Genomic DNA, 19,068 nt, shown 5'->3' on the forward strand with positions numbered 1-19,068 from the left:
CCCCACCAGCCCCGCCGCGATCAGCGTCAGCACCACCACCGGCGTCCACGCCATCTCGGTGCCCGGCAGCTTCGGCAGGTGCCCGAAGGGGGACAGGTTCAGCACCGACTGCGGGATCTCCAGCGCCGGGCCGATCCAGCCCAGCGCGAGCGTCGGCCCCGCCACCGCCCAGGCCGCCACCGCCGCCCTCGGGACGACTCCGTACAGCAGCACCGCCAGGCCGCCGAGCAGCCAGATCGCGGGGAGTTGGGCCAGCGAGGCACCCACGATCGGGCCGGGCTCCTTCCCGTGTCCGTGCCGCTCAGACCGCAGGCAGGGGCAAGGGCAACGGCAGGGTCAGCGACCACGCCCCCGGCCGTACCGTCCACGTCCGGGTCCGCACCGGGCCCGTCACCAGCGCGTCCGCCCGGTAGCGGAAGTCCGGGCCGGACACGGTCACCGTCAGCGCGTCCACCCGTACCGGCTCACCGCCCTGCGGCCGGATCACCACCTGCGCCCGGCCCGCGCGGGAGAACACCGAGATCCCTTCGACCGGCCGGTCCAGATCGTTCAGCAGGACCCCGTCCGCCTCCACCCGCAGACGGTAGGCCCGCATGACGGACAGCGGGGCGGGCGGCGCGGGCCCGACCAGGGTCCGCACCAGCGAGCGGCAGGCGTGCCACACCGAGGGCACGGGTGGCGTCACGGGCATCGGCGCGGGGATGCGTAGATCGCCGAGGACCACCCCGTCGCTCTCGTCGACCAGCAGATCGAGCCGGTGCGCGGCCCCTTCCAGGACCGCGCGGGCCGCCGCCACCGCACTCGTCGGCACGCCGAGCGACCGGGCGAGATCGAGCCCCGCCCCCACCGGCACCAGCGAGAGTTCCCGGGCGCCGAGCCCTCTCTCCCGGTGCAGCAGGGCCACCGTACGCAGCAGCGCCCGGTCGTCGCCGACCACCACGGGCCGCCTACTGCCCCGGCGGGCAAGGGCCCGCGCGAACTCCTCAGGCCCCTCGGGGAGGCAGATTTTGGCGGACGCTCCGGCGCTCAGCACGTCCTTGGCGATACGTACGGACTCGCCGTCCGTACGCCGGGCGACCGGGTCGATGAGCACCAGCAGCGGATGCGCGGTGTTCGCGGTGGGCTCTGGAGCCGACACCTCGGTCCTTCCTCGGGTAGCATCTTTGTGCAAGAGCCCCTTGCGCTATTGCGCCAGGGGCTTGGTCTATTCCGGGGCACCCGGTCCAACGGCTCAGTATCAGGCGTACGCCGTACGTACGCCCCCTGACCTTGGACATGCCCCGCCCGGAAGGGGTGTACGCCTGTGCCCGCACTTGTGCTGCTCGGTGCTCAGTGGGGTGACGAAGGCAAGGGAAAGGCCACCGACCTGCTCGGTGGATCCGTGGACTATGTAGTGCGCTATCAGGGCGGCAACAACGCCGGCCACACGGTCGTCGTCGGCGACCAGAAGTATGCGCTGCATCTCCTCCCTTCCGGAATCCTCACGCCGGAATGCACGCCGGTCATTGGTAACGGTGTCGTCATCGACCCGGCGGTCCTGCTCTCCGAGCTGAGCGGCCTGAACGCGCGTGGTGTCGACACGTCCAAGCTGCTGATCAGCGGAAACGCGCATTTGATCACGTCGTACCACACGACTGTGGACAAGGTGACGGAACGCTTCCTCGGCAAGCGGAAGATCGGCACGACGGGCCGCGGAATCGGTCCGGCCTACGCCGACAAGATCAACCGCGTCGGGATCCGCGTCCAGGACCTCTACGACGAGTCGATCCTCCAGCAGAAGGTGGAGGCCGCGCTCGACGGCAAGAACCAGATCCTGGCGAAGCTGTACAACCGTCGTGCGATCGACGCCGCCCAGATCGTCGAGGAGCTTCTCGGCTACGGCGAGCAGATCAAGGGTTACGTCGCCGACACCACGCTGCTCCTCAACAACGCGCTCGACGAGGACAAAGTCGTCCTCTTCGAGGGGGGCCAGGGCACGCTGCTGGATGTCGATCACGGCACGTACCCCTTCGTGACGTCGTCGAACCCGACCGCGGGCGGCGCCTGCACGGGTACGGGCGTGGGCCCGACGAAGATCAGCCGCGTCATCGGCATCCTCAAGGCCTATACGACGCGTGTGGGCGCCGGTCCGTTCCCGACCGAGCTCTTCGACGCGGACGGTGAGGCGCTGCGCCGCATCGGTGGCGAGCGCGGCGTGACCACCGGCCGCGACCGTCGCTGCGGCTGGTTCGACGCTCCGATCGCGCGTTACGCGACGCGGGTCAACGGCCTCACGGACTTCTTCCTCACGAAGCTGGACGTGCTGACCGGCTGGGACGAGATCCCGGTGTGTGTGGCGTACGAGATCGACGGCAAGCGCGTCGAGGAACTCCCGTACAACCAGACCGACTTCCACCACGCGAAGCCGATCTATGAGAACCTGCCCGGCTGGTCCGAGGACATCACCAAGGCGAAGACCTTCGACGACCTGCCGAAGAACGCGCAGGACTACGTGAAGGCGCTGGAGGACATGTCCGGCGCGCCGATCTCGGCGATCGGTGTCGGCCCCGGCCGCACCGAGACGATCCAGATCAACTCGTTCATCTAGCAGTGGGCAAGTGAACAAGTTGAGCGAGTGAACAAGCGAAGGGGCCACGGCGCGCATGCGCGCCGTGGCCCCTTCGCTTGTTCCGGTCGCGCACGGCCGTGCCGGGTCAGCCCGACTTGGTGTAGGTGACCGACTCCCCGGTGGCGGTGGTCGTCCGGCGCAGCGTCCCGTCCGGCTCCAGGGTCAGCTCGGTCGGTTTGCCGGGCTCGCAGGATGCCATGGGCTCGCCGGCCGTGACCCGGGACGGGCCGATCTTCAGGGGAGCGCCGCCGCTCGGGGGCGCGGTCAACTCCGCCTGGAACACGCAGTGGTACGTGCCGACCGCGAGCGGTCCGTCGGCGGTGAGCGAGAGAACCGTGTCGCCGATCTCGCCCTGCTGGAGGACGATACGGCGGGTGTCCTGGCCCGTGTCGCCGATGGTGCCGCTCCAGGCGCCGAGGTACTCCTCGGGTATGGAGCCCCCCTTGGTGGCCTGCGTGGGCGAGCCGTTGGGCGACGGGGGCGGCGCCGTGTTCTTGCCGTCGTCCGTGGGGCCGTTCGCGGACACGGTCGGCAGCGTGTTGACCGGGCCGGAGTGCTGCTCGTCCTCACCGGTGTTCATGAAGGCGTACACGGACCCGCCCGCGCCGAGCGCGACCAGCAGCGCCACCGTGATCAGCGCGGCGGTGGAGCGGCCGGTGCGGGGCGCGGGCTCGGGCGTGGTCGGCTGGTAGGCGTACAGCGGCCCGTGGGGGCCGTACCCGCTGGGCGGGGTGTGGTGCGGGTGGGGCTGCTGGGGCTGTGGGTAGCTGTACGAGGCGTACGGCGGTGTCGGGGCCAGGGCCGGAGGCGCCGGAGGGCCGCTCGCGTTCGGGCCCGCTGTCGGGGGCGGGGTCGGCGCCGTGATGATCGTCGGCAGGGCGTGCACACCGCCACCGGGCGGGGCGGCCGGCGCCGCGCCGTTCTCGCTGCCCGGGGCCGGGCCCTCCGACTCCAGCTCCAGCAACTGGATCGCGTGGTTGCCGAGCTGGGCCACCAGCGCGCCCGGCAGCCAGGGCTCACCGTCCGCTCCGCGGGTGCGCTCCAGGATCTGCTCCGGGGTGGGGCGCGCCGTCGGGTCCTGGAGCAGGCAGTCCCCGATCAGGTCCCGCAGCCCCTCCGGTACGTCGCCGAGCTCCGGGGGCTGGGTCGCGATCCGGAACATCAGCGCGTGCACACCGCTGTCGGCCGTGCCGAACGGCAGCCGGCCCGTCGACGCGTACGCCAGCACCGAGCCCAGGCAGAAGATGTCGCACGCGGGCGTGATCGGCTCGCCGCGCACCTGCTCGGGGGCCATGAAGCCGGGGGAGCCGACCAGGGCGCCGGCTCTGGTCAGCCCGGCGTCCGTGACCGTCTCCAGTGCCCGCGCGATGCCGAAGTCGATGACGCGGGGCCCGTCGATGGTGATCAGGACGTTGGACGGCTTGAGGTCGCGGTGGATGAGGCCGGCGCCGTGGATGTCCTTGAGCGCGTGCGCGAGACCGGCCCCCAGGATGTGGACGGAGCGCTCGGGCAGCGGCCCGTGCCCCGCGGCGGCCCCGCCTCCGGCCGCCGAGCCGGATCCGGCCGACACGACCGACTGGAGGCTGGGCCCGGCGACGTAACCCGTGGCGACCCACGGGATCGTGGCCTCGGTGTCGGCGTCGAGGACCGGCGCGGTCCATCGGCCGCCGACGCGCCTGGCCGCGGCCACCTCTTGGCGGAAGCGGCTGCGGAACTCCTCCTGCTCGGCGAGCTCCTGGCGCACCAGCTTGACGGCGACGGTACGGCCCCGGCCGGAGCGGGCCAGGAAGACCTGGCCCATACCGCCCGCGCCGAGCCGCGCCAGCAGCCGGTAGGCACCGATCTGTTGTGGATCTTCCGGCCCCAGTATTTCCATGGCAGCGCTGTCCCTCCCCCGACGAGTCCCCCAACGGACCGAAGGATAGTGCGCTGGTAGGACATTTCACGGTCCGGACGGAAACTCCGGACGGTGACCAAGGTCCTGTGCTTCTGTACTGTCCGACGCCTGCGTGGGCTCCGGCAGTTCCGCGACCGCGTCCAGTGCTTTGGACAGCCGCTCCAGCACCCGCACCGTTTCCGCGAACGCCTCCGCGCCCAGCTCCGCGCCGAGCCGCGCCGCCAGCTCCGCATGGCCGGGACCGATCTTCCGCACCGCGTCCGCTCCGGCCTCGGTGGGGCGCAGCAGTTTGGCGCGGCGGTGGGCCGGGTTGGGTGCGTACTCGGCGAGCCCGGTGGCGACCAGCAGATCGGCGATCCGCTGCACGCTCTGGCGGGTGATGCCCATGGCGCGGGCGATCCCGGCGACGGGCATCGGCTCGCGCAGTACGGCGCCGAGGACCTGCCAGCGGGCGGCTGTGAGACCGCCCGGCTTGGCCAACTGCTCGGACACGCCGAGGAATTGGCCATTGAGCCGGAAGACGCCGAGCGCGGTACGGGTGAGCATGTCCTGCTCCACCCGCTCCTCCTGCTCGTCGCTCACGACTCCAGCACTTCGTAGGCGGAGGCGTCCGAGTCGTGGAACAGCCGGTACCACGCGTCGAGCTTCTCGCCCTCGTACACCCCGAGCCGCGCGAAGACCTCGCGGGCGAACGCCACGGGCTCGGTCGGCCCCGCCGTGATCAGGTCGTGGTCGGTGACGGCGTCGGACTCGCGGTAGTGCTCGCCGCCCTTGTAGCCGGTGGCGTCGAGATAGAAGGAGACGGCGCTGGTGTGCGTCCGGTTGTCCAGCAGCCCCTCGCGCGCCAGCCCGGCCGTCGCCCCGCAGATCGCGGCGACCGGCACCCCCGCGTCGAGGAAGGTGCGCGCGGCGCGGGCGAAGGGGGCGAGCTCGTCGCCGGTGTCCCAGAGCTGGGCGCCGGTGAGGATCAGCAGGGCGGTGTCGTCGTCCCCGGCCCGTACGTCGTGGAGCGCGAGGTCGGGCTGGATGCGCAGGCCGCCCATGGTGGTGACGGGCTCGGTGGTCGCGCCGACGGTCTTGACGGTGTAGCCGTGCTGGGTGAGATGGGCCGTGGTGTGGCCCGTCTCCCAGTCGGCGAAGGTGTTGTACACGGCGAGGTACACGGTCTTGCCGGCCATGGGGAGCTCCTCGTTTCGAAGTGCGTTCGCAAGTGCGTTCCGAAGTTCGTTGACAACATACTGTCAAATCGACAGCACTCTGTCAATGAATGCGCCCGCCTCTCCTCGACACCCTGCCGACGAAAGTGGCGCAGTCCATACAAGGTGGCCATGTCGCCTCCCGCCGGGCCGTATCTACCCTTGGCCCATGACCCCTCATGTCGACCCTTCCCCAAGCTCTCAAATCCGTTCGAGCAGGGGAGGCCCCACTGCCGGCGCGGCCGTGAAGGCCGCGGACCGCGCGCACGTGTTCCACTCCTGGTCCGCCCAGGGCCTGATCGATCCGCTCGCCGTCGCCGGCGCCGAGGGTTCGTACTTCTGGGACTACGAGGGCAACCGGTACCTCGACTTCACCAGTGGCCTGGTCTTCACCAACATCGGCTACCAGCACCCGAAGGTCGTCGCCGCGATCCAGGAGCAGGCGGGGAAGCTCACCACCTTCGCGCCCGCCTTCGCCGTCGAGTCCCGCTCCGAGGCCGCACGCCTCATCGCCGAGCGGACCCCCGGCGACCTCGACAAGATCTTCTTCACCAACGGCGGCGCCGAGGCCATCGAGAACGCCGTCCGCATGGCCCGTCTGCACACGGGCCGCAACAAGGTGCTGGCCGCGTACCGCTCGTACCACGGCGGCACCTCCACCGCGATCAACCTCACCGGCGACCCGCGCCGCTGGCCGTCCGACAACGGCACGTCGGGCACCGTCCACTTCTGGGCGCCGTACCTCTACCGCTCGTCGTTCTACGCGCAGACCGAGGCCGAGGAGTGCGCCCGCGCGCTCCAGCACCTGGAAGACACCATCGCCTTCGAGGGCCCGCAGTCCGTCGCGGCGATCGTGCTCGAAACGATCCCCGGCACGGCCGGCATCATGACCCCGCCGCCCGGCTACCTCGCGGGTGTCCGCGAGCTCTGCGACCGGCACGGCATCGTCTTCGTCCTCGACGAGGTCATGGCGGGCTTCGGCCGCACGGGCAAGTGGTTCGCCGCCGAGCACTACGACGTCGTGCCCGACCTGATGACCTTCGCGAAGGGCGTGAACTCGGGTTACGTGCCGCTGGGCGGCGTGGCGATCTCGGCCGAGATCGCCGAGACCTTCTCGACCCGCCCCTACCCCGGCGGGCTCACCTACTCGGGCCACCCGCTGGCCTGCGCGGCGGCCGTCGCGACGATCCGGGCGATGGACGAGGAGCGCATCGTCGAGAACGCCGCGCACATCGGTGACACGGTGATCGCCCCGGGCCTGCGCGACCTCGCGGAGCGCCACCCGAGCATCGGCGAGATCCGCGGCACGGGCATGTTCTGGGCGCTGGAGCTCGTACGCGACAGGGAGACCCGAGAGCCGCTGGTCCCGTACAACGCGACGGGCGCGGCGAACGCCCCGATGGCGGCCTTCGGCGCGGCCTGCAAGAAGAACGGCCTGTGGCCCTTCATCAACATGAACCGCACCCACGTGGTCCCGCCCTGCAACGTCACGGAGGCGGAGGCGAAGGAGGGCCTGTCGGCCCTGGACGCGGCGCTCTCGGTGGCGGACGAGCACACGGTGTAGCGCGCACCGGCCGGCGTCAGGGCATGAAAATGCCCCCGCGGTGTGCGACGACCCGGGGGCGTGACACCGGAGAGAGAACCTCTGGTGCGTAGCCACCGTACCCCGCTTAAGGCCAGGCCCTTTACCACCGGCCACCCGCGACGCCAGGGCCCCCGCCGACGCGGATGCCCTGGCCGACGCCGACGCCGACGCCACAGCGGACACAGACGCCGGGGCGCCCCCTGTCACACACTTCCGTGTGGAGGGGGCGCCGCCGCGCGTGCGCTGTCACCCTCGTCGCGCCGGCGAGCGGACCGGCGAGCAGGCGGGGCGGCCCCGGCGCCTGCTAACCCCCACCCTCACCCCGCGCCCCCTTTTGCGCCCCACGTGCGCCCCTCGCGCGCCGTAGGCTCTCCGGGTCGGTTCGGACAGCGCCTAAGGTGTCCGAAGTCAGACGAAGGGGAAATACGCCATGCCCGCGAGCGGACCTGTGACCCGCAACACCCTGCGGCAGCAGATAGCCGACGCGCTGCGTGACGAGGTGCTTGCGGGGCGCTTGCGGCCGGGGCAGGAATTCACCGTCAAGCAGATCGCCGAGCAGTACGGCGTCTCCGCGACGCCCGTCAGAGAGGCGCTGGTCGATCTCGCCGCGCAGAGTCTGCTCGACTCCGATCAGCACCGCGGTTTCCGCGTCTGTGAGATCTCCGTCGACGACTTCCGCGGCATGGTCGAGGCGCGCTCCCTGATCATCGACGGCATCTTCCGCAAGCTCGCCGCGAGCGCCCTCGGCCGGGCGCGCGTCGAGGTGCTGATGTCGGTCCGGCGGCGGGCCGACGAGGCCGCGCGGGCGGCGCGGGCCGGCGATCTGGACATCCTCATCGGGTACGACCTGCGGTTCTGGCGGGAGCTGGGGACGCTCATCGGCAACCCCTTCATCTCGGAGTTCCTGCACCAACTGCGCGTCCGCTGCTGGGTCTTCTCCGTGCCGTATCTGCGCGTCGACCCGAAGGCAGGGGAGCGGCTGTGGAGCGGCTACCCGGAGGTCGTGGAAGCGGTCACCCGGGGGGACTCCGACGAGGTGCTCGGTGTGATCGGCGCGTACCACGCTTCCGCCCTGGCCTGGGCGGAACACCTGGAGTGCCTGGGAGACCCGGCGCGGCCCGGGAGCCCCGCAGACCTGGAGCGTCCGTCGCGGTGAGTGTTGATCTGACCGTCGTCGTCCCCGCGTACAACGAGGAACAGCGGCTGGGCCCCACACTGGACGCGATCTGCGCGCATCTGGGCGCGGATCCGGGCCGTTGGGGCACCTGGGAGCTGATCGTCGTCGACGACGGCTCGGCCGACGGCACCGCCGACGCCGTCCTCGCCGCCGCGGCCGACGAGCCGCGCATCCACCTCGTCGCGGGTGACGCCAACCGCGGCAAGGGGCACGCCCTGCGGCTCGGTGTCCTCGCCTCGTGCGGCGCCCGGGTGCTCGTCACCGATGCCGACCTGGCGACCCCCATCGAGGAACTGGACCGGCTCGACAAGCAGCTGGCGGACGAGTCGCTGACCGCCGCGATCGGTTCGCGCGCGCACCCCGACTCGGCCATAGAGGTGCATCAGCGGCGCGTACGGGAGCGGCTCGGGCGTCTCGGCAACCGGCTCATACGGGCCGTCGCCGTGCCCGGCATCAAGGACACGCAGTGCGGCTTCAAGCTGTTCGACGGGGACAAGGCGCGGACCGCGTTCGCCGATGCCCGCCTCGACGGATGGGGCATCGACGTGGAGATCCTGCAGTTCTTCCGGCGGGAGGGGTGGCCGGTGGCCGAGGTTCCGGTGCGGTGGTCGCATCAGGAGGGGTCCAAGGTCCGGCCCGGTGACTACGGCAAGGTGCTGTTCGAGCTCGTACGGCTCAAGGCACGCGCCGCACGGAGGGTACGGGTGAGGCGAGTTGATCTTGCCGTCGCCGGTCTCTTCCTACTCGGGTCCGTCCTCCTCTACAAGGGGTTGTGGGCCGACCTCGACCACCGCTATCTCGCCGACTCGGGGCAGGACCAGAACCAGTGGGAGTGGTTCTTCGCGGTCACCGCCGACAATGTCGCGCATCTGCGCAACCCGCTCTTCACGACCGTGCAGAACTTCCCCGACGGTGTGAACCTGATGGCCAACACCGTCATGCTCGGCCTGTCCGTCCCGCTCGCCCCCGTGACCCTGCTCTTCGGGCCGACCGTGACCTGGGCGCTCGTACTGAGCCTGGGGCTGGCCGGGACCGCGGTCGCCTGGTACTGGCTGATCGCGAAGCGGCTCGTCCGCAACCGGTGGGCGGCGGCGGTCGGCGCCGGGCTGTGCGCCTTCGCGCCGCCGATGATCTCGCACGCCAACGCCCACCCCAACTTCGCCGTGCTGTTCATGATCCCGGTGATCGTGGACCGCGCGTTGCGGCTCTGCGAGGGCAAGAGGGTCGTACGCGACGGGGTCCTCCTCGGCCTCTTCGCGACGTACCAGATCTTCCTCGGCGAGGAGCCGCTGCTGCTCGCCGCGATGGGGATGCTGCTCTTCGCGCTGTCGTACGGGCTCGCACGCCCCGACGTCGCGCGGGCGGCCCGGCGGCCTTTGCTGAAGGGGCTCGGGATCGCAGCCGCGGTGTGTCTGCCGTTGGTCGCGGTGCCGCTGTACTGGCAGTTCTTCGGCCCGCAGAGCTATCACAGCGTGCTGCACGGCGACAACGCCGGCAACAGCCCGCTCGCCTTCCTGGAGTTCTCCGGGCGCGCGCTGGCCGGTGACGAGGCGCGGGCCGACCCGCTCGCCATGAACCGCACCGAGCAGAACGCGTTCTACGGCTGGCCGCTGGCCGGTCTGGTCCTCGCGATCGTGCTGAGCCTGTGGCGCCTGGCCCTGGTCAAGGCGCTCACCTTCACCGCGCTCGCGGCGGCGCTGCTCTCCCTCGGCCCCAAGTTCCGTATCCCGTACACCGATGTGGTGCTGCCGGGGCCGTGGCGGGTGCTGGCCCATCAGCCTCTCTTCGAGTCGGTGATCGAGTCGCGGGTCGCGATGATCTGTGCCCCGGCGCTGGGCATCCTGATCGCCCTCGCGGTGGATCAGCTGTGGGCGACCCGGGCCGTCGATGGCGATGTGGATATAGATGTAGACGTTGACGTTGACCGGGACGCGCCGGACCGTGTGCGGAGAACGGGAGTTGGTGCCGGCCGTGCGCGGAACGTGGGCGCCGCGGGCGACCGAGTGCCCGACCTGAGCCGCACCCTCGGTCTGGTCGCGGTGGCGCTCGCGCTGCTGCCCATCGTGCCGACGACGATGCCGACGCGGGACCGGCCCGAGATACCGCCGTTCATCGCCGACGGCAGGTGGAAGTCGTACCTGGGCGAGGGTGAATCCCTGGTCCCCGTTCCGCTCCCTGACCCCGGCAACGCGGAGGCCCTGCGCTGGCAGTCCGCGACGACCGGCCGCGATTTCCCGGTGCCCGGCGGTTACTTCAACGGGCCGTGGGGCGAGGAGCGCATCGGCATATACGGCGCGCCCCCGCGCCACACCTCACGCCTGCTGCGCGACATCCGTTACGGTGCCAAGATCCCGCCCATCGGCCCCAATTGGCAGGCGCAGGCGCGGGCCGACCTGGAGTACTGGCGGGCGGGCATCGTGGTGCTCGCCCCGCAGGACAACGCGGAGGCGCTGTACACCGCCGTGACGAAGTTGCTGGGGCGCGACGGGAAGCCCGTGGGCGGCGTCTGGGTATGGGAGGTGCGCGGGCGCAGTTGACCCGCGAACTGTGCGCAGCGTGTGCGGAGCACTACGCTGCCCTGACCGTCGCACGAATCCAGTGGAGAGCGAGCCGTACGTGGCCTGTGACCTGTGGCTGGTCCCCCTCGTCGATGTGCTGTGCCACAGCCCCGACAATCCTTTCGCCGAAGAGATCGCTACGTACGACAAGGCCCTCACCGAAGTGGGCCTGCCGACCGTTCCCGTCTTCGCCTACATGCCGGGCCTCTCGGGCGATGTCGCCCCGGTGGCGGGCTTCGACTACGACGCCCTGCACTTCCTGCGCCGCGCGTACCTCCTGCAGCTCTGCGGCCTGGAGGTGAGCCCGGTCGACGCGCTGGGCGGTGACTACGAGCAGCTCCTGGAGATGTTCGAGTCGACGGCCCAGCAGTCGCACCTGGTCTGGCACTACGACCACGCGGGCGCCTATGTCCCGGTGGACTACACCGCGCCGCTGTCCAACGAGGAGCTGCTGGCGGGCGGCGGCCCCCTGGGCTCCACCCAGGGTCTGCTGCGCGAGCTGGAGGTGGTGGCCAGGTCGATCGGCATAGACCCGGCGAACCCGCCGTCGCCACCGCGCCCGCCCGAGCGCCCCACCACGCTGGAGGAGCCGGCGGGCCCGCAGCCGCCCGACGACAACCCCTTCGCCCGGGAGCGTCATGTTTGGCTGGGCCTGCACGCGGCGGCCACCAGAAGCCTCGGCCAGGGGTCAATGATCATCTTCAGCTGAGCCGACGCCGGCCGGGGGCCGCGCGATCCCGGACCGGCTCACTCCACCACCCAGCCGCCCCCGGCGCGCAGATCGCCGCACGGGGGCGCGTGGCGCCTCGCACGCCCCACGCCCGCCCTCGCGCACGCCCCCACGCCCTGCGAGGGCCGGGGAGGTCCACACCGCCCCCCGAGGGGACTCCCGCCCGCACGCCCCCCCGGGGGGGCCGGGAGTCTCCGCACTGCGCCCGCACGCCCCCGGGGGGCCGGGGGCGTCCGTACCGCGCCCCCCGAGGGGACTCAGCGCGGCGTCTCCGGTGGCCGCTGGCGCGGCATGTTCGGCCGGGTCCCGGGCGGCAGCGCGTAGCGGCCCGGCAGCACCGGCCCCTCCGGGCGCCCGCCGCCCCCCGTACCGCCGGCCGCGCCCAGCGACTGCACCGCCAGCGGCGAGGGCCCGGACCGGAACTCCACCATCCAGTCCGCCGTCTCCGAGCGCACCAGCTCCGTCACGTCGTCGGAGAACAGCCGCAGCACCGCGAGGCACCGCTCCGCCGCCTCGCTCGCCGTCCCGTCCGTGGGCCCGAGCACCTCGCGCACACTCTCCGAGGCCCAGTCGAACTGGAGCGCCTGAAGGCGCCGCTGCACGGCCTGCGCCGTGGCCACGTCCCGCATCCATCCCGACGTCAGCCCGAAGTACCGGTCGCAGGCCGTGCAGGCCGCTCCGAGGAGCAGCGACACATAGCCCCACCCGGCGACCCCGTTCAGCGCCCCGGTCACGTCGAGCAGCGGCAGCGCCGCGCCGGTGATCACGCCGATGGCCGTCCCGGCCCGCAGCACCCTGGCCCCGCGCCGCTTCCACGCGCGGTCGGCCAGGTACCAGTCGGCGGTGCGCAGCGCGCCCTGCTCGACCCACCGGTAGAGCTCGTCGAGTCGTTCCGCCGGCTCACCCCAGTCGCCGAGGGGGAAGGGCCTCCCGGTCAGATCGTCCTCGTCGTACGGCCGCTCGGCTTCCCAGGCCTCCTTCCGGGCCGGCCCCTCGGGCTGCATCTCCGGCTGGCTCACCGGGTACTCCTCTGCGCTCTGGCTGTTCCCGACACTGCGTTACGTGACGTGCGGTGCTCGCGTGTGTACCGAAGGCACACGGGGCGCACTGGACGCGCAAGGCGCGCTGGGCGCACTGATGCGCACTGATGCGCATGCTCCTCCACTTCCTACCGCCGAATGGTGGGCGGTAGGGACGGGATCCAGGGATGTCCGCCGGGAAACACGGCGTGATCAGGTAGAGGAGCTCGATGCCGGTTTTCGCGTCTCACCCGAAAGAGTCGCCTCGTACGGCATGGGGCACGGTGCCCGTCGAACACGTAGGCTCGCCCTACCGAAATGTCGTCGTCGAAATGCCAGGAGTGACCTTGATTCCCGGTGGTGGCCAGCCCGATATGCAGCAGCTCCTCCAGCAGGCCCAGAAGATGCAGCAGGACCTCGCGGTGGCGCAGGAGGAGCTCGCGCGCACCGAGGTCGAAGGACAGGCGGGCGGTGGACTCGTCAAGGCCACCGTCAACGGCTCCGGTGAGCTGCGTGGCCTGCTGATCGACCCGAAGGCGGTCGACCCCGATGACACCGAAACGCTCGCGGATCTGATCGTCGCCGCGGTCCAGGCCGCGAACGAGAACGCGCAGGACCTCCAGCAGCAGAAGCTCGGCCCGCTGGCCCAGGGGCTGGACGGCATGCCGGGCCTGCCCTTCTGAGACGGCCCCGCGGCAACTACCGTACGAAGCAAGCAGGACGTGCGCGACCAGCAGGACTAGGAAGGCAATCCGTTGTACGAAGGCGTGGTCCAGGACCTCATCGACGAGTTGGGCAGGCTGCCCGGCGTCGGTCCCAAGAGCGCGCAGCGGATCGCCTTCCACATCCTGCAGGCCGAGCCGACCGATGTCCGCCGCCTTGCCCATGCCCTCCTTGAGGTCAAGGACAAGGTCCGCTTCTGCGCGGTGTGCGGGAACGTGGCACAGGAGGAGCGGTGCGGCATCTGTCGCGACCCGCGCCGTGACCCGTCGGTCATCTGTGTCGTCGAGGAGCCCAAGGACGTGGTCGCGGTCGAGCGGACACGGGAATTCCGCGGGAAGTACCACGTGCTCGGCGGCGCCATCAGCCCCATCGAGGGCGTGGGCCCCGACGACCTGCGGATCCGCGAGCTGCTGACGCGCCTCGCGGACGGTGCGGTCACCGAACTGATCCTGGCCACCGATCCGAACCTGGAGGGGGAGGCCACGGCCACCTACCTGGCACGGATGATCAAGCCGATGGGTCTGCGCGTGACCCGGCTCGCCAGTGGACTCCCCGTCGGGGGAGATCTTGAGTACGCCGACGAGGTCACGCTGGGCCGTGCCTTCGAGGGGAGACGATTGCTCGATGTCTGACGCCACGCTGCACGCGGTCACACAGGATCCGGACAATTTCGCCGTCCAGATCGCCGACCAGATCGAGAGCTTCATCGTCGTTGTCACGGAAGTGGCAAAGGGCGACGAGCCGAACAGCGCTGTCCCGTTCCTCCTGCTGGAGGTATCCCAACTCCTCCTCGCGGGCGGCCGGTTGGGCGCGCACGAAGACATCGTCCCCGACGAGCGGTACGAGCCGGACCTCGGCCCGGAGCCGGACGTGGACGACCTGCGCGAGCGGTTCGCCGTCATGCTCGACCCGATCGACGTCTACAACGAGGTCTTCGACCCGTACGAGCCGCGCAAGCCCCCCGTGGCCTGCCGCATCTCCGACGACCTCGCGGACATCGTCACCGACCTCCGCCACGGCCTCGCGCACTACCGGGCGGGCCGCACGAGCGAGGCCCTGTGGTGGTGGCAGTTCTCGTACTTCTCCAACTGGGGATCCACCGCCTCGGCGACCCTGCGCGCCCTCCAGTCCCTGCTCGCCCACGTCCGCCTCGACCAGCCGCTCCAGGAGCTGGACGGCCTGGACACGGACGAGGCCATCGCGGAGAGCGACCTCGCGGAGGAAGCGGGCAAGGTCATGCTGGAGGAGATCGCGGGCCCGCTGGGCCTGCGCACGAGCAGCACGGCGACCTGAGCAGCCATGGTCTACGGCAGGCGCCGCCCTCCACGGGCGGCGCCCACCGGATGCCGGGCCGGTCTGGCACGGCTGGTTCACATGGCGCGGTAGACGTCGCGGCGATTCGCGACTGTCAGTACCCACAGGATGAGTTCGCCGTCCTCGACGGTGTACACGGCGCGATAGTCGCCCACTCGCAGACGCCAACGGGCGCTGTGGCCCTGGAGGGCTTTGATATCGAAAGCCGCGGTGTCTCCCTGATCCATTGCCGCCTGGAGTTCAGCGAGGCGGTGGAGGATGCGCAGGGCGTCGGGGCGCGGGATCTTGAGCATGTCCCGCTGGGCGTGCGGGGTGAACCTCGTGACGAATCCCATGAGAATCAGCCGTGGTGCGAACGCAGTTGCGCGGCCATCTGCTCAAGGGAGACCGAGTCGTCCGTCCCCTCGGCCTCGGCCTCGTCGGCCAGCTGGTTGAGCCAGGCGTCTTCGCTCAGCTCCGCGAGGTGCCGCAGTCGCCGGTACTCGTCGATGTCGACCAGTACGGCTTCCTCTTTGCCTCGACGGGTGATGACGGTAGGGGTGGCGTCGCGTCGCGCGCGGTCGATGGCGTCCGCGAGGTGGCTCCGGACCTCGGCCATGGATTCGACTACAGGCTCACTCATGTAATGAATGTAGCAGGTGTACATGAAGCGCCTTATTCGTTGTCCAGCTCGAACCACACGAACTTGCCGAACGGCCGCTCCCCGACGCCCCACCGCGACGCGACCGCGTCGACCAGCAGCAGCCCGCGTCCGCCCTGCTCGTCGTGGTCGGGATGCCGGACGCGGGGGAGCCGGCGGCCCGCATCGTGGCATTCGACGCGCACGCACCGCTCGTCCGCACCGACCTCGAGCAGGAACGCCCCGCCCACGGGAACCCCGTGCCGGACGGCGTTGGTCGCGAGCTCCGAGACGCACAGAAGTACGTCGTCCAGGCCCCGGCCGCACGCCTCGCCGAGAACCTCGCGCGCGAAGGCGCGGGCGGCGGGCACGGAGACGGTGGCACGGGCGAACCGCTTCCCGGTGGTGGGCATTGTGTCGTTCATGGTTACAGCGTGGTGGTCAGGTGGTTACGCTCGGGAGTGACCGAGTGGATACATGGTGTGGTGTATCGGTAGGAGGTACGAGCTGTGTCTCTCCAGGACTCCCAGCCGCCGGGCACGTGGCGCTACTGCGGAAACCAAGTGCTGCGCTGGCGTACGCAGTCGGGCGTGACCCGCGAGGAACTGGGCGCGGCGGCGAATTACTCGTCGGCGACGGTGAAGTCCATGGAGCAGGGCGTACGCATGCCCACACCCCGGCTGCTCGACACGGCGGACGCGCTGTTCAGCGCGAACGGCAAGTTGAGTGCGGCGAAGGAGTACCTGAAACGGGAGAAGTTCCCGGTGCGGGCGCAGAGCTTCATGCTGCACGAGCTTGAGGCGATCAGTGTGTGGTCGTACGAAGTCGCGTTGATCCCAGGGCTGTTGCAGACCGAGAGGTATGTGCGGCGGCTGATCGGCAATCGCCACCCTCCGTATGACAAGGAGACGGCCGAGGGCCGGATCGCGGCCAGGTTGGACCGTCAGTCGTTCTTTGACGGTAGACCGACGGTTCCGCTCAGCTATGTGGTGTACGAAGCGGCTCTGCGTGGCCCGGGAGTGGACAAGGGGCAGGCTTTGCACCTCTTGGAGATGGGGGACCGGGCCAATATCTCGATCCAAGTGCTGCCCTTCGCTCGTGCCATTACTAGCGCCCTCAATGGGCCGATGCTGCTCCTCGAAACGCGCGACCATGAGCGCTACGCCCTGTCCGACGGCCAGTCGGTGAGTCAGTTGACTTCCGATCCGGAAGTGGTCAGCGCGCACACGGAACGACTTAGCATGATTCGCGCAGTGGCCCTCGGCCCCGCCGACTCGGCCAGCTTCATCGAGAAAATGGTGGATGAGCTATGACCGGACAACTTCAGTGGTTCAAATCCAGCTACAGCGACGACGAGGGCGCCAACTGCATCGAAGTCGCGCTGGAATGGCGTAAGTCCACGTACAGCGATGACGAGGGCGGCGCCTGCGTAGAGGTGTCCACTTCCTGCCCCGCCGCCATCCACGTCCGCGACTCCAAGCTGACCGCCGGCCCGGAGTTGACGCTCCCCGCCGCGTCCTGGGCCGCGTTCGTCACGTACGCCGTGCGCGGCTGAAGCCGCAGGTCGGCCCGGAGCTCAAGCCTCGGGTTCCGGGCTTCGGGTTCCGGGCCTCGGGGTCCGAGCCCTTCCCAAAGGAATGGGCGGTCCAGTGGAAACCACCCACCCTCCCCCCACCCCTCAAGTCTCGCGCTGACAAGCCGAGATGACTTTCCGTGATCGGGTTGCGCCGCAGCGTGGCGGCGGTCTAGGTTCGCAGCAATAAACAGCCCCGGCCGGTGCACCAACACCGAACCGGGGCCTGACCTACGGATCGAATGAGGCCTCGATCGTGGCTGCTGCCAACTTTAGTGCTGCCCTGCCCGCGCCCGCACACCCCCTGGCCAAGACCGGCTACGGAAAGCGGAGCGCTCACGACCAGAAACCGCGCGGCGAGGCGGACTTCGTACACCTGCGCCCGCGAGAGGCGGCGGTCGCGGCGTACATCGACCGGCTGCCCGACGGCGCCGCGATCGGGTACAAGCCCCTCGCCGCGAACATCGCCGACTTCGGCCAGCAGGCCTGCGGCAAGGCGCTGAACTTCCTTTCCGACGCCGGGCATCTGCGCCGGGTGAAGGAACACCTGGAGCTGGAGGACAGCAGCTTCCGCTGGGTGACGCGGACGTACTTCTCGCGGACGGCGAGGGACGACGACTGGTGGAAGTCGTTCGTGGGCGGCCTGCGCGGGATTGACCTGACGGAGCTGGAGAGGCGGGCCGGCGGCCAGGAGGGTGCCGGGCAGCCCGCCCCGCAACCCGCCCCGGCGGAAAGGTCCGTCGCGTACCGCACGCTCGCCCATCTCGGCCGCACCAACCCGCGTATGACCCTGGCCGCCGCCGAGTGCGCCGCGCTGGAAGGCCTCGCGGCGGGCTGGCTGGCGCGGGGTGTGACGACGGACCAGCTCACGCACGCCCTGACCGACGGACTGCCGAACCCCATGCACAGCCCGGGCGCGATCGCTCGTAGCCGATTGGAGAAGAAGATGCCGTCCGAGGAATCCACCGGTTCCACCGGTGAGAGCGCCGCACCGGCCCGCATCGCCCGCGCCGTGATCGTCTGCATGGGCTGCGACGAGCCCGAGACGGTGGTGACGCTGACCGGGGGAATCTGCGCCGAGTGCCGCGAGGAGATGATCGCGTACGACGCGGCGGAGGAGGCGCGGGTGGTCGTCGAGGCCGTCCCGGACACCTTCCGCGCCGCCCCCGCGCAGGTCGACGTGGCCCGGCGAGCGGCCGAAGCGCGTGCGGCGGGGGGCCTCAAGCCGCGCATCATCCCGCGCCCCACGCACGGCGAGCTGGCTCACTGGCTGGCGGCGGACGTCGGTGAGGCGAAGCTGCTCAGGGAGGCGGAATGAGCGTGCGGGAGACCAGGGCCGGGGCACCATGGAGGGGAGGAGGCGACGCCATGACCCCCATGACCAGTGACCGGCCCCAGATGTCGATCAAGGATTTCGAGGAACTTGCCGGTCGAGCGCCGGAGACGGTGCGGCTGGAGTTCGTGAATGGGAAGGTCCAGGTCAAGCCGGTGCCCGATGGCAATCACGGCGCGATCGTCGCTTGGCTGCTCAAGCAGTGCATGCAACATCGCCCGGAGCTGTTTCTCTACCCCGAGCAGGGGCTGAAGGTCCAGACGTACCGGAAGGGAAGGGCACGTCCGGACGGTGCGCTCGCCCCCGACGAGCATTTCGTCGGGCAGGGGGAGTGGGCCGAGCCCGAGGGCATCCTGATGGTGGTCGAGGTCACCTCGAACGACATGGACACCAACCGCCGCGACCGGGTCGAGAAGCCCGTGGGCTACGCGGAAGCAGGCATCCCCGTCTACCTCCTCATCGACCGCGAAGCCTGCTCGGTCACCGTCCACGCGGAGCCCGAGAAGGGCGCGTACCGCAGTACGACGACCCGGCCCTTCGGCGCGGTCGTCGAGCTCCCGGACCCGGTCGGGATCACGCTGGAGACCGAGAAGCTAAAGGACTACGCGGGCTGAGGCGGACCGCGCCCACCCTGTGACCCATCACACGTTCCGCGTACCCCGCGTGCTCCGGGGCAGGCATCCCCACCGAGCGGGCACGGGTGGTCCCCCCGGTCGCATGGTGAGCGGTATGTCTC

Annotated in this window: 20 protein-coding genes and 1 pseudogene; 12 read left to right on the forward strand and 9 right to left on the reverse strand. The window is 70.5% G+C overall.

The features are described 5' to 3' along the window. Together QMK30_RS07295 and QMK30_RS07300 are read right to left on the reverse strand one after the other, a co-directional pair. Positions 1-294, reverse strand: a pseudogene (locus QMK30_RS07295) (efflux permease Rv1217c-related protein); the annotation flags it as partial. 7 nt (positions 295-301) lie between these two features. Further along, positions 302-1,138 carry a diacylglycerol kinase family protein gene (locus tag QMK30_RS07300; protein WP_283516360.1) on the reverse strand — a complete coding sequence of 279 codons (837 nt, stop codon included), beginning with the start codon at positions 1,136-1,138 and terminating at the stop codon, positions 302-304. Between the two features lie 165 nt (positions 1,139-1,303). Here QMK30_RS07300 and QMK30_RS07305 point away from each other — a divergent pair, with 165 nt between their 5' ends. Next, positions 1,304-2,587, forward strand: a complete 1,284-nt coding sequence (locus QMK30_RS07305) for an adenylosuccinate synthase (protein ID WP_283516361.1) — start codon at positions 1,304-1,306, stop codon at positions 2,585-2,587. A 106-nt stretch (positions 2,588-2,693) separates the two neighbouring features. Here the strand turns inward: QMK30_RS07305 and QMK30_RS07310 are convergent, their stop codons facing one another. The 3 genes from QMK30_RS07310 to QMK30_RS07320 all read right to left on the reverse strand — a co-directional run bounded on the left by QMK30_RS07310 (position 2,694) and on the right by QMK30_RS07320 (position 5,683). Beyond that, positions 2,694-4,484: a serine/threonine-protein kinase gene (locus QMK30_RS07310; RefSeq protein WP_283516362.1), complete on the reverse strand. Its 1,791-nt coding sequence runs from the start codon at positions 4,482-4,484 to the stop codon at positions 2,694-2,696. A 66-nt stretch (positions 4,485-4,550) separates the two neighbouring features. Then, a complete protein-coding gene (locus tag QMK30_RS07315) occupies positions 4,551-5,051 on the reverse strand; it encodes a MarR family winged helix-turn-helix transcriptional regulator (protein WP_283516568.1) in 501 nt (166 codons plus the stop codon). A gap of 32 nt (positions 5,052-5,083) precedes the next feature. Continuing rightward, positions 5,084-5,683 carry a DJ-1/PfpI family protein gene (locus QMK30_RS07320; RefSeq protein WP_283516363.1) on the reverse strand — a complete coding sequence of 200 codons (600 nt, stop codon included), beginning with the start codon at positions 5,681-5,683 and terminating at the stop codon, positions 5,084-5,086. A gap of 187 nt (positions 5,684-5,870) precedes the next feature. Between QMK30_RS07320 and QMK30_RS07325 the strand changes: the two genes are divergently transcribed. The 4 genes from QMK30_RS07325 (at position 5,871) to QMK30_RS07340 (ending at position 11,730) form a co-directional block, all read left to right on the forward strand. After that, complete coding sequence (locus QMK30_RS07325; protein ID WP_283516364.1) at positions 5,871-7,265, forward strand: aspartate aminotransferase family protein; 1,395 nt, start codon at positions 5,871-5,873, stop codon at positions 7,263-7,265. Positions 7,266-7,716: 451 nt separating this feature from the next. Next, a complete protein-coding gene (locus QMK30_RS07330; protein ID WP_283516365.1) occupies positions 7,717-8,442 on the forward strand; it encodes a GntR family transcriptional regulator in 726 nt (241 codons plus the stop codon). Continuing rightward, positions 8,439-11,000 carry a glycosyltransferase gene (locus QMK30_RS07335; protein WP_283516366.1) on the forward strand — a complete coding sequence of 854 codons (2,562 nt, stop codon included), beginning with the start codon at positions 8,439-8,441 and terminating at the stop codon, positions 10,998-11,000. The genes QMK30_RS07330 and QMK30_RS07335 overlap by 4 nt, the downstream gene beginning before the upstream one ends. A 79-nt stretch (positions 11,001-11,079) precedes the next feature. After that, entirely contained in the window at positions 11,080-11,730 is a 651-nt protein-coding gene (locus QMK30_RS07340; RefSeq protein ID WP_283516569.1) for a putative DNA-mimic protein, read from the forward strand. A gap of 278 nt (positions 11,731-12,008) precedes the next feature. Here the strand turns inward: QMK30_RS07340 and QMK30_RS07345 are convergent, their stop codons facing one another. Further along, positions 12,009-12,770, reverse strand: a complete 762-nt coding sequence (locus tag QMK30_RS07345; protein WP_283516367.1) for an SLATT domain-containing protein — start codon at positions 12,768-12,770, stop codon at positions 12,009-12,011. 347 nt (positions 12,771-13,117) lie between these two features. Here QMK30_RS07345 and QMK30_RS07350 point away from each other — a divergent pair, with 347 nt between their 5' ends. The 3 genes from QMK30_RS07350 (at position 13,118) to QMK30_RS07360 (ending at position 14,786) form a co-directional block, all read left to right on the forward strand. Further along, on the forward strand, positions 13,118-13,453 hold the full coding sequence (locus QMK30_RS07350; protein ID WP_283516570.1) for a YbaB/EbfC family nucleoid-associated protein: 336 nt from the start codon (positions 13,118-13,120) through the stop codon (positions 13,451-13,453). 72 nt (positions 13,454-13,525) lie between these two features. Continuing rightward, positions 13,526-14,125, forward strand: a complete 600-nt coding sequence (gene recR, locus QMK30_RS07355) for a recombination mediator RecR (RefSeq protein WP_283516368.1) — start codon at positions 13,526-13,528, stop codon at positions 14,123-14,125. Then, positions 14,118-14,786 (forward strand): DUF5063 domain-containing protein, encoded by a 669-nt coding sequence (locus QMK30_RS07360; RefSeq protein WP_283516369.1) that lies wholly within the window; start codon positions 14,118-14,120, stop codon positions 14,784-14,786. Before recR ends, QMK30_RS07360 begins: the two co-directional genes overlap by 8 nt. 77 nt (positions 14,787-14,863) lie before the next feature. On the opposite strand, the gene QMK30_RS07365 is transcribed toward QMK30_RS07360, so the two are convergent. From QMK30_RS07365 to QMK30_RS07375, 3 genes are read right to left on the reverse strand one after another with little or no spacing between them, the layout of a single operon-like run. After that, positions 14,864-15,142 (reverse strand): type II toxin-antitoxin system RelE family toxin, encoded by a 279-nt coding sequence (locus QMK30_RS07365; protein WP_283516370.1) that lies wholly within the window; start codon positions 15,140-15,142, stop codon positions 14,864-14,866. 5 nt (positions 15,143-15,147) lie between these two features. Beyond that, the gene (locus QMK30_RS07370) at positions 15,148-15,429 is read right to left on the reverse strand and encodes a type II toxin-antitoxin system Phd/YefM family antitoxin (RefSeq protein ID WP_283516371.1); all 282 of its coding nucleotides are present in this window, start codon (positions 15,427-15,429) and stop codon (positions 15,148-15,150) included. Positions 15,430-15,461: 32 nt separating this feature from the next. Further along, positions 15,462-15,851 (reverse strand): ATP-binding protein, encoded by a 390-nt coding sequence (locus QMK30_RS07375; protein WP_283516372.1) that lies wholly within the window; start codon positions 15,849-15,851, stop codon positions 15,462-15,464. Between the two features lie 84 nt (positions 15,852-15,935). Between QMK30_RS07375 and QMK30_RS07380 the strand changes: the two genes are divergently transcribed. From QMK30_RS07380 to QMK30_RS07395, 4 genes are all read left to right on the forward strand, one after another. Further along, complete coding sequence (locus tag QMK30_RS07380) at positions 15,936-16,739, forward strand: helix-turn-helix domain-containing protein (RefSeq protein WP_283516373.1); 804 nt, start codon at positions 15,936-15,938, stop codon at positions 16,737-16,739. Next, complete coding sequence (locus QMK30_RS07385) at positions 16,736-16,981, forward strand: DUF397 domain-containing protein (RefSeq protein WP_283516374.1); 246 nt, start codon at positions 16,736-16,738, stop codon at positions 16,979-16,981. The genes QMK30_RS07380 and QMK30_RS07385 overlap by 4 nt, the downstream gene beginning before the upstream one ends. Before the next feature lie 274 nt (positions 16,982-17,255). Beyond that, positions 17,256-18,317, forward strand: coding sequence for a hypothetical protein (locus QMK30_RS07390; protein ID WP_283516375.1), 1,062 nt, complete (start codon positions 17,256-17,258; stop codon positions 18,315-18,317). Positions 18,318-18,367: 50 nt separating this feature from the next. After that, positions 18,368-18,946, forward strand: a complete 579-nt coding sequence (locus QMK30_RS07395; protein WP_283516376.1) for a Uma2 family endonuclease — start codon at positions 18,368-18,370, stop codon at positions 18,944-18,946. Positions 18,947-19,068 lie beyond the last annotated feature (122 nt).

The organism is Streptomyces sp. H27-C3, from assembly GCF_030063415.1.
GTDB lineage: Bacteria > Actinomycetota > Actinomycetes > Streptomycetales > Streptomycetaceae > Streptomyces.

Excerpts from the sequence above, each read along its gene's own strand:
- QMK30_RS07310 (WP_283516362.1), bottom strand. The coding sequence starts at position 4,484 with ATGGAAATACTGGGGCCGGAAGATCCACAACAGATCGGTGCCTACCGG.
- QMK30_RS07315 (WP_283516568.1), bottom strand. The coding sequence starts at position 5,051 with ATGCTCACCCGTACCGCGCTCGGCGTCTTCCGGCTCAATGGCCAATTC.
- QMK30_RS07320 (WP_283516363.1), bottom strand. The coding sequence starts at position 5,683 with ATGGCCGGCAAGACCGTGTACCTCGCCGTGTACAACACCTTCGCCGAC.
- QMK30_RS07325 (WP_283516364.1), top strand. The coding sequence starts at position 5,871 with ATGACCCCTCATGTCGACCCTTCCCCAAGCTCTCAAATCCGTTCGAGC.
- QMK30_RS07330 (WP_283516365.1), top strand. The coding sequence starts at position 7,717 with ATGCCCGCGAGCGGACCTGTGACCCGCAACACCCTGCGGCAGCAGATA.
- QMK30_RS07360 (WP_283516369.1), top strand. The coding sequence starts at position 14,118 with ATGTCTGACGCCACGCTGCACGCGGTCACACAGGATCCGGACAATTTC.
- QMK30_RS07365 (WP_283516370.1), bottom strand. The coding sequence starts at position 15,142 with ATGGGATTCGTCACGAGGTTCACCCCGCACGCCCAGCGGGACATGCTC.
- QMK30_RS07370 (WP_283516371.1), bottom strand. The coding sequence starts at position 15,429 with ATGAGTGAGCCTGTAGTCGAATCCATGGCCGAGGTCCGGAGCCACCTC.
- QMK30_RS07375 (WP_283516372.1), bottom strand. The coding sequence starts at position 15,851 with ATGAACGACACAATGCCCACCACCGGGAAGCGGTTCGCCCGTGCCACC.
- QMK30_RS07385 (WP_283516374.1), top strand. The coding sequence starts at position 16,736 with ATGACCGGACAACTTCAGTGGTTCAAATCCAGCTACAGCGACGACGAG.
- QMK30_RS07395 (WP_283516376.1), top strand. The coding sequence starts at position 18,368 with ATGACCCCCATGACCAGTGACCGGCCCCAGATGTCGATCAAGGATTTC.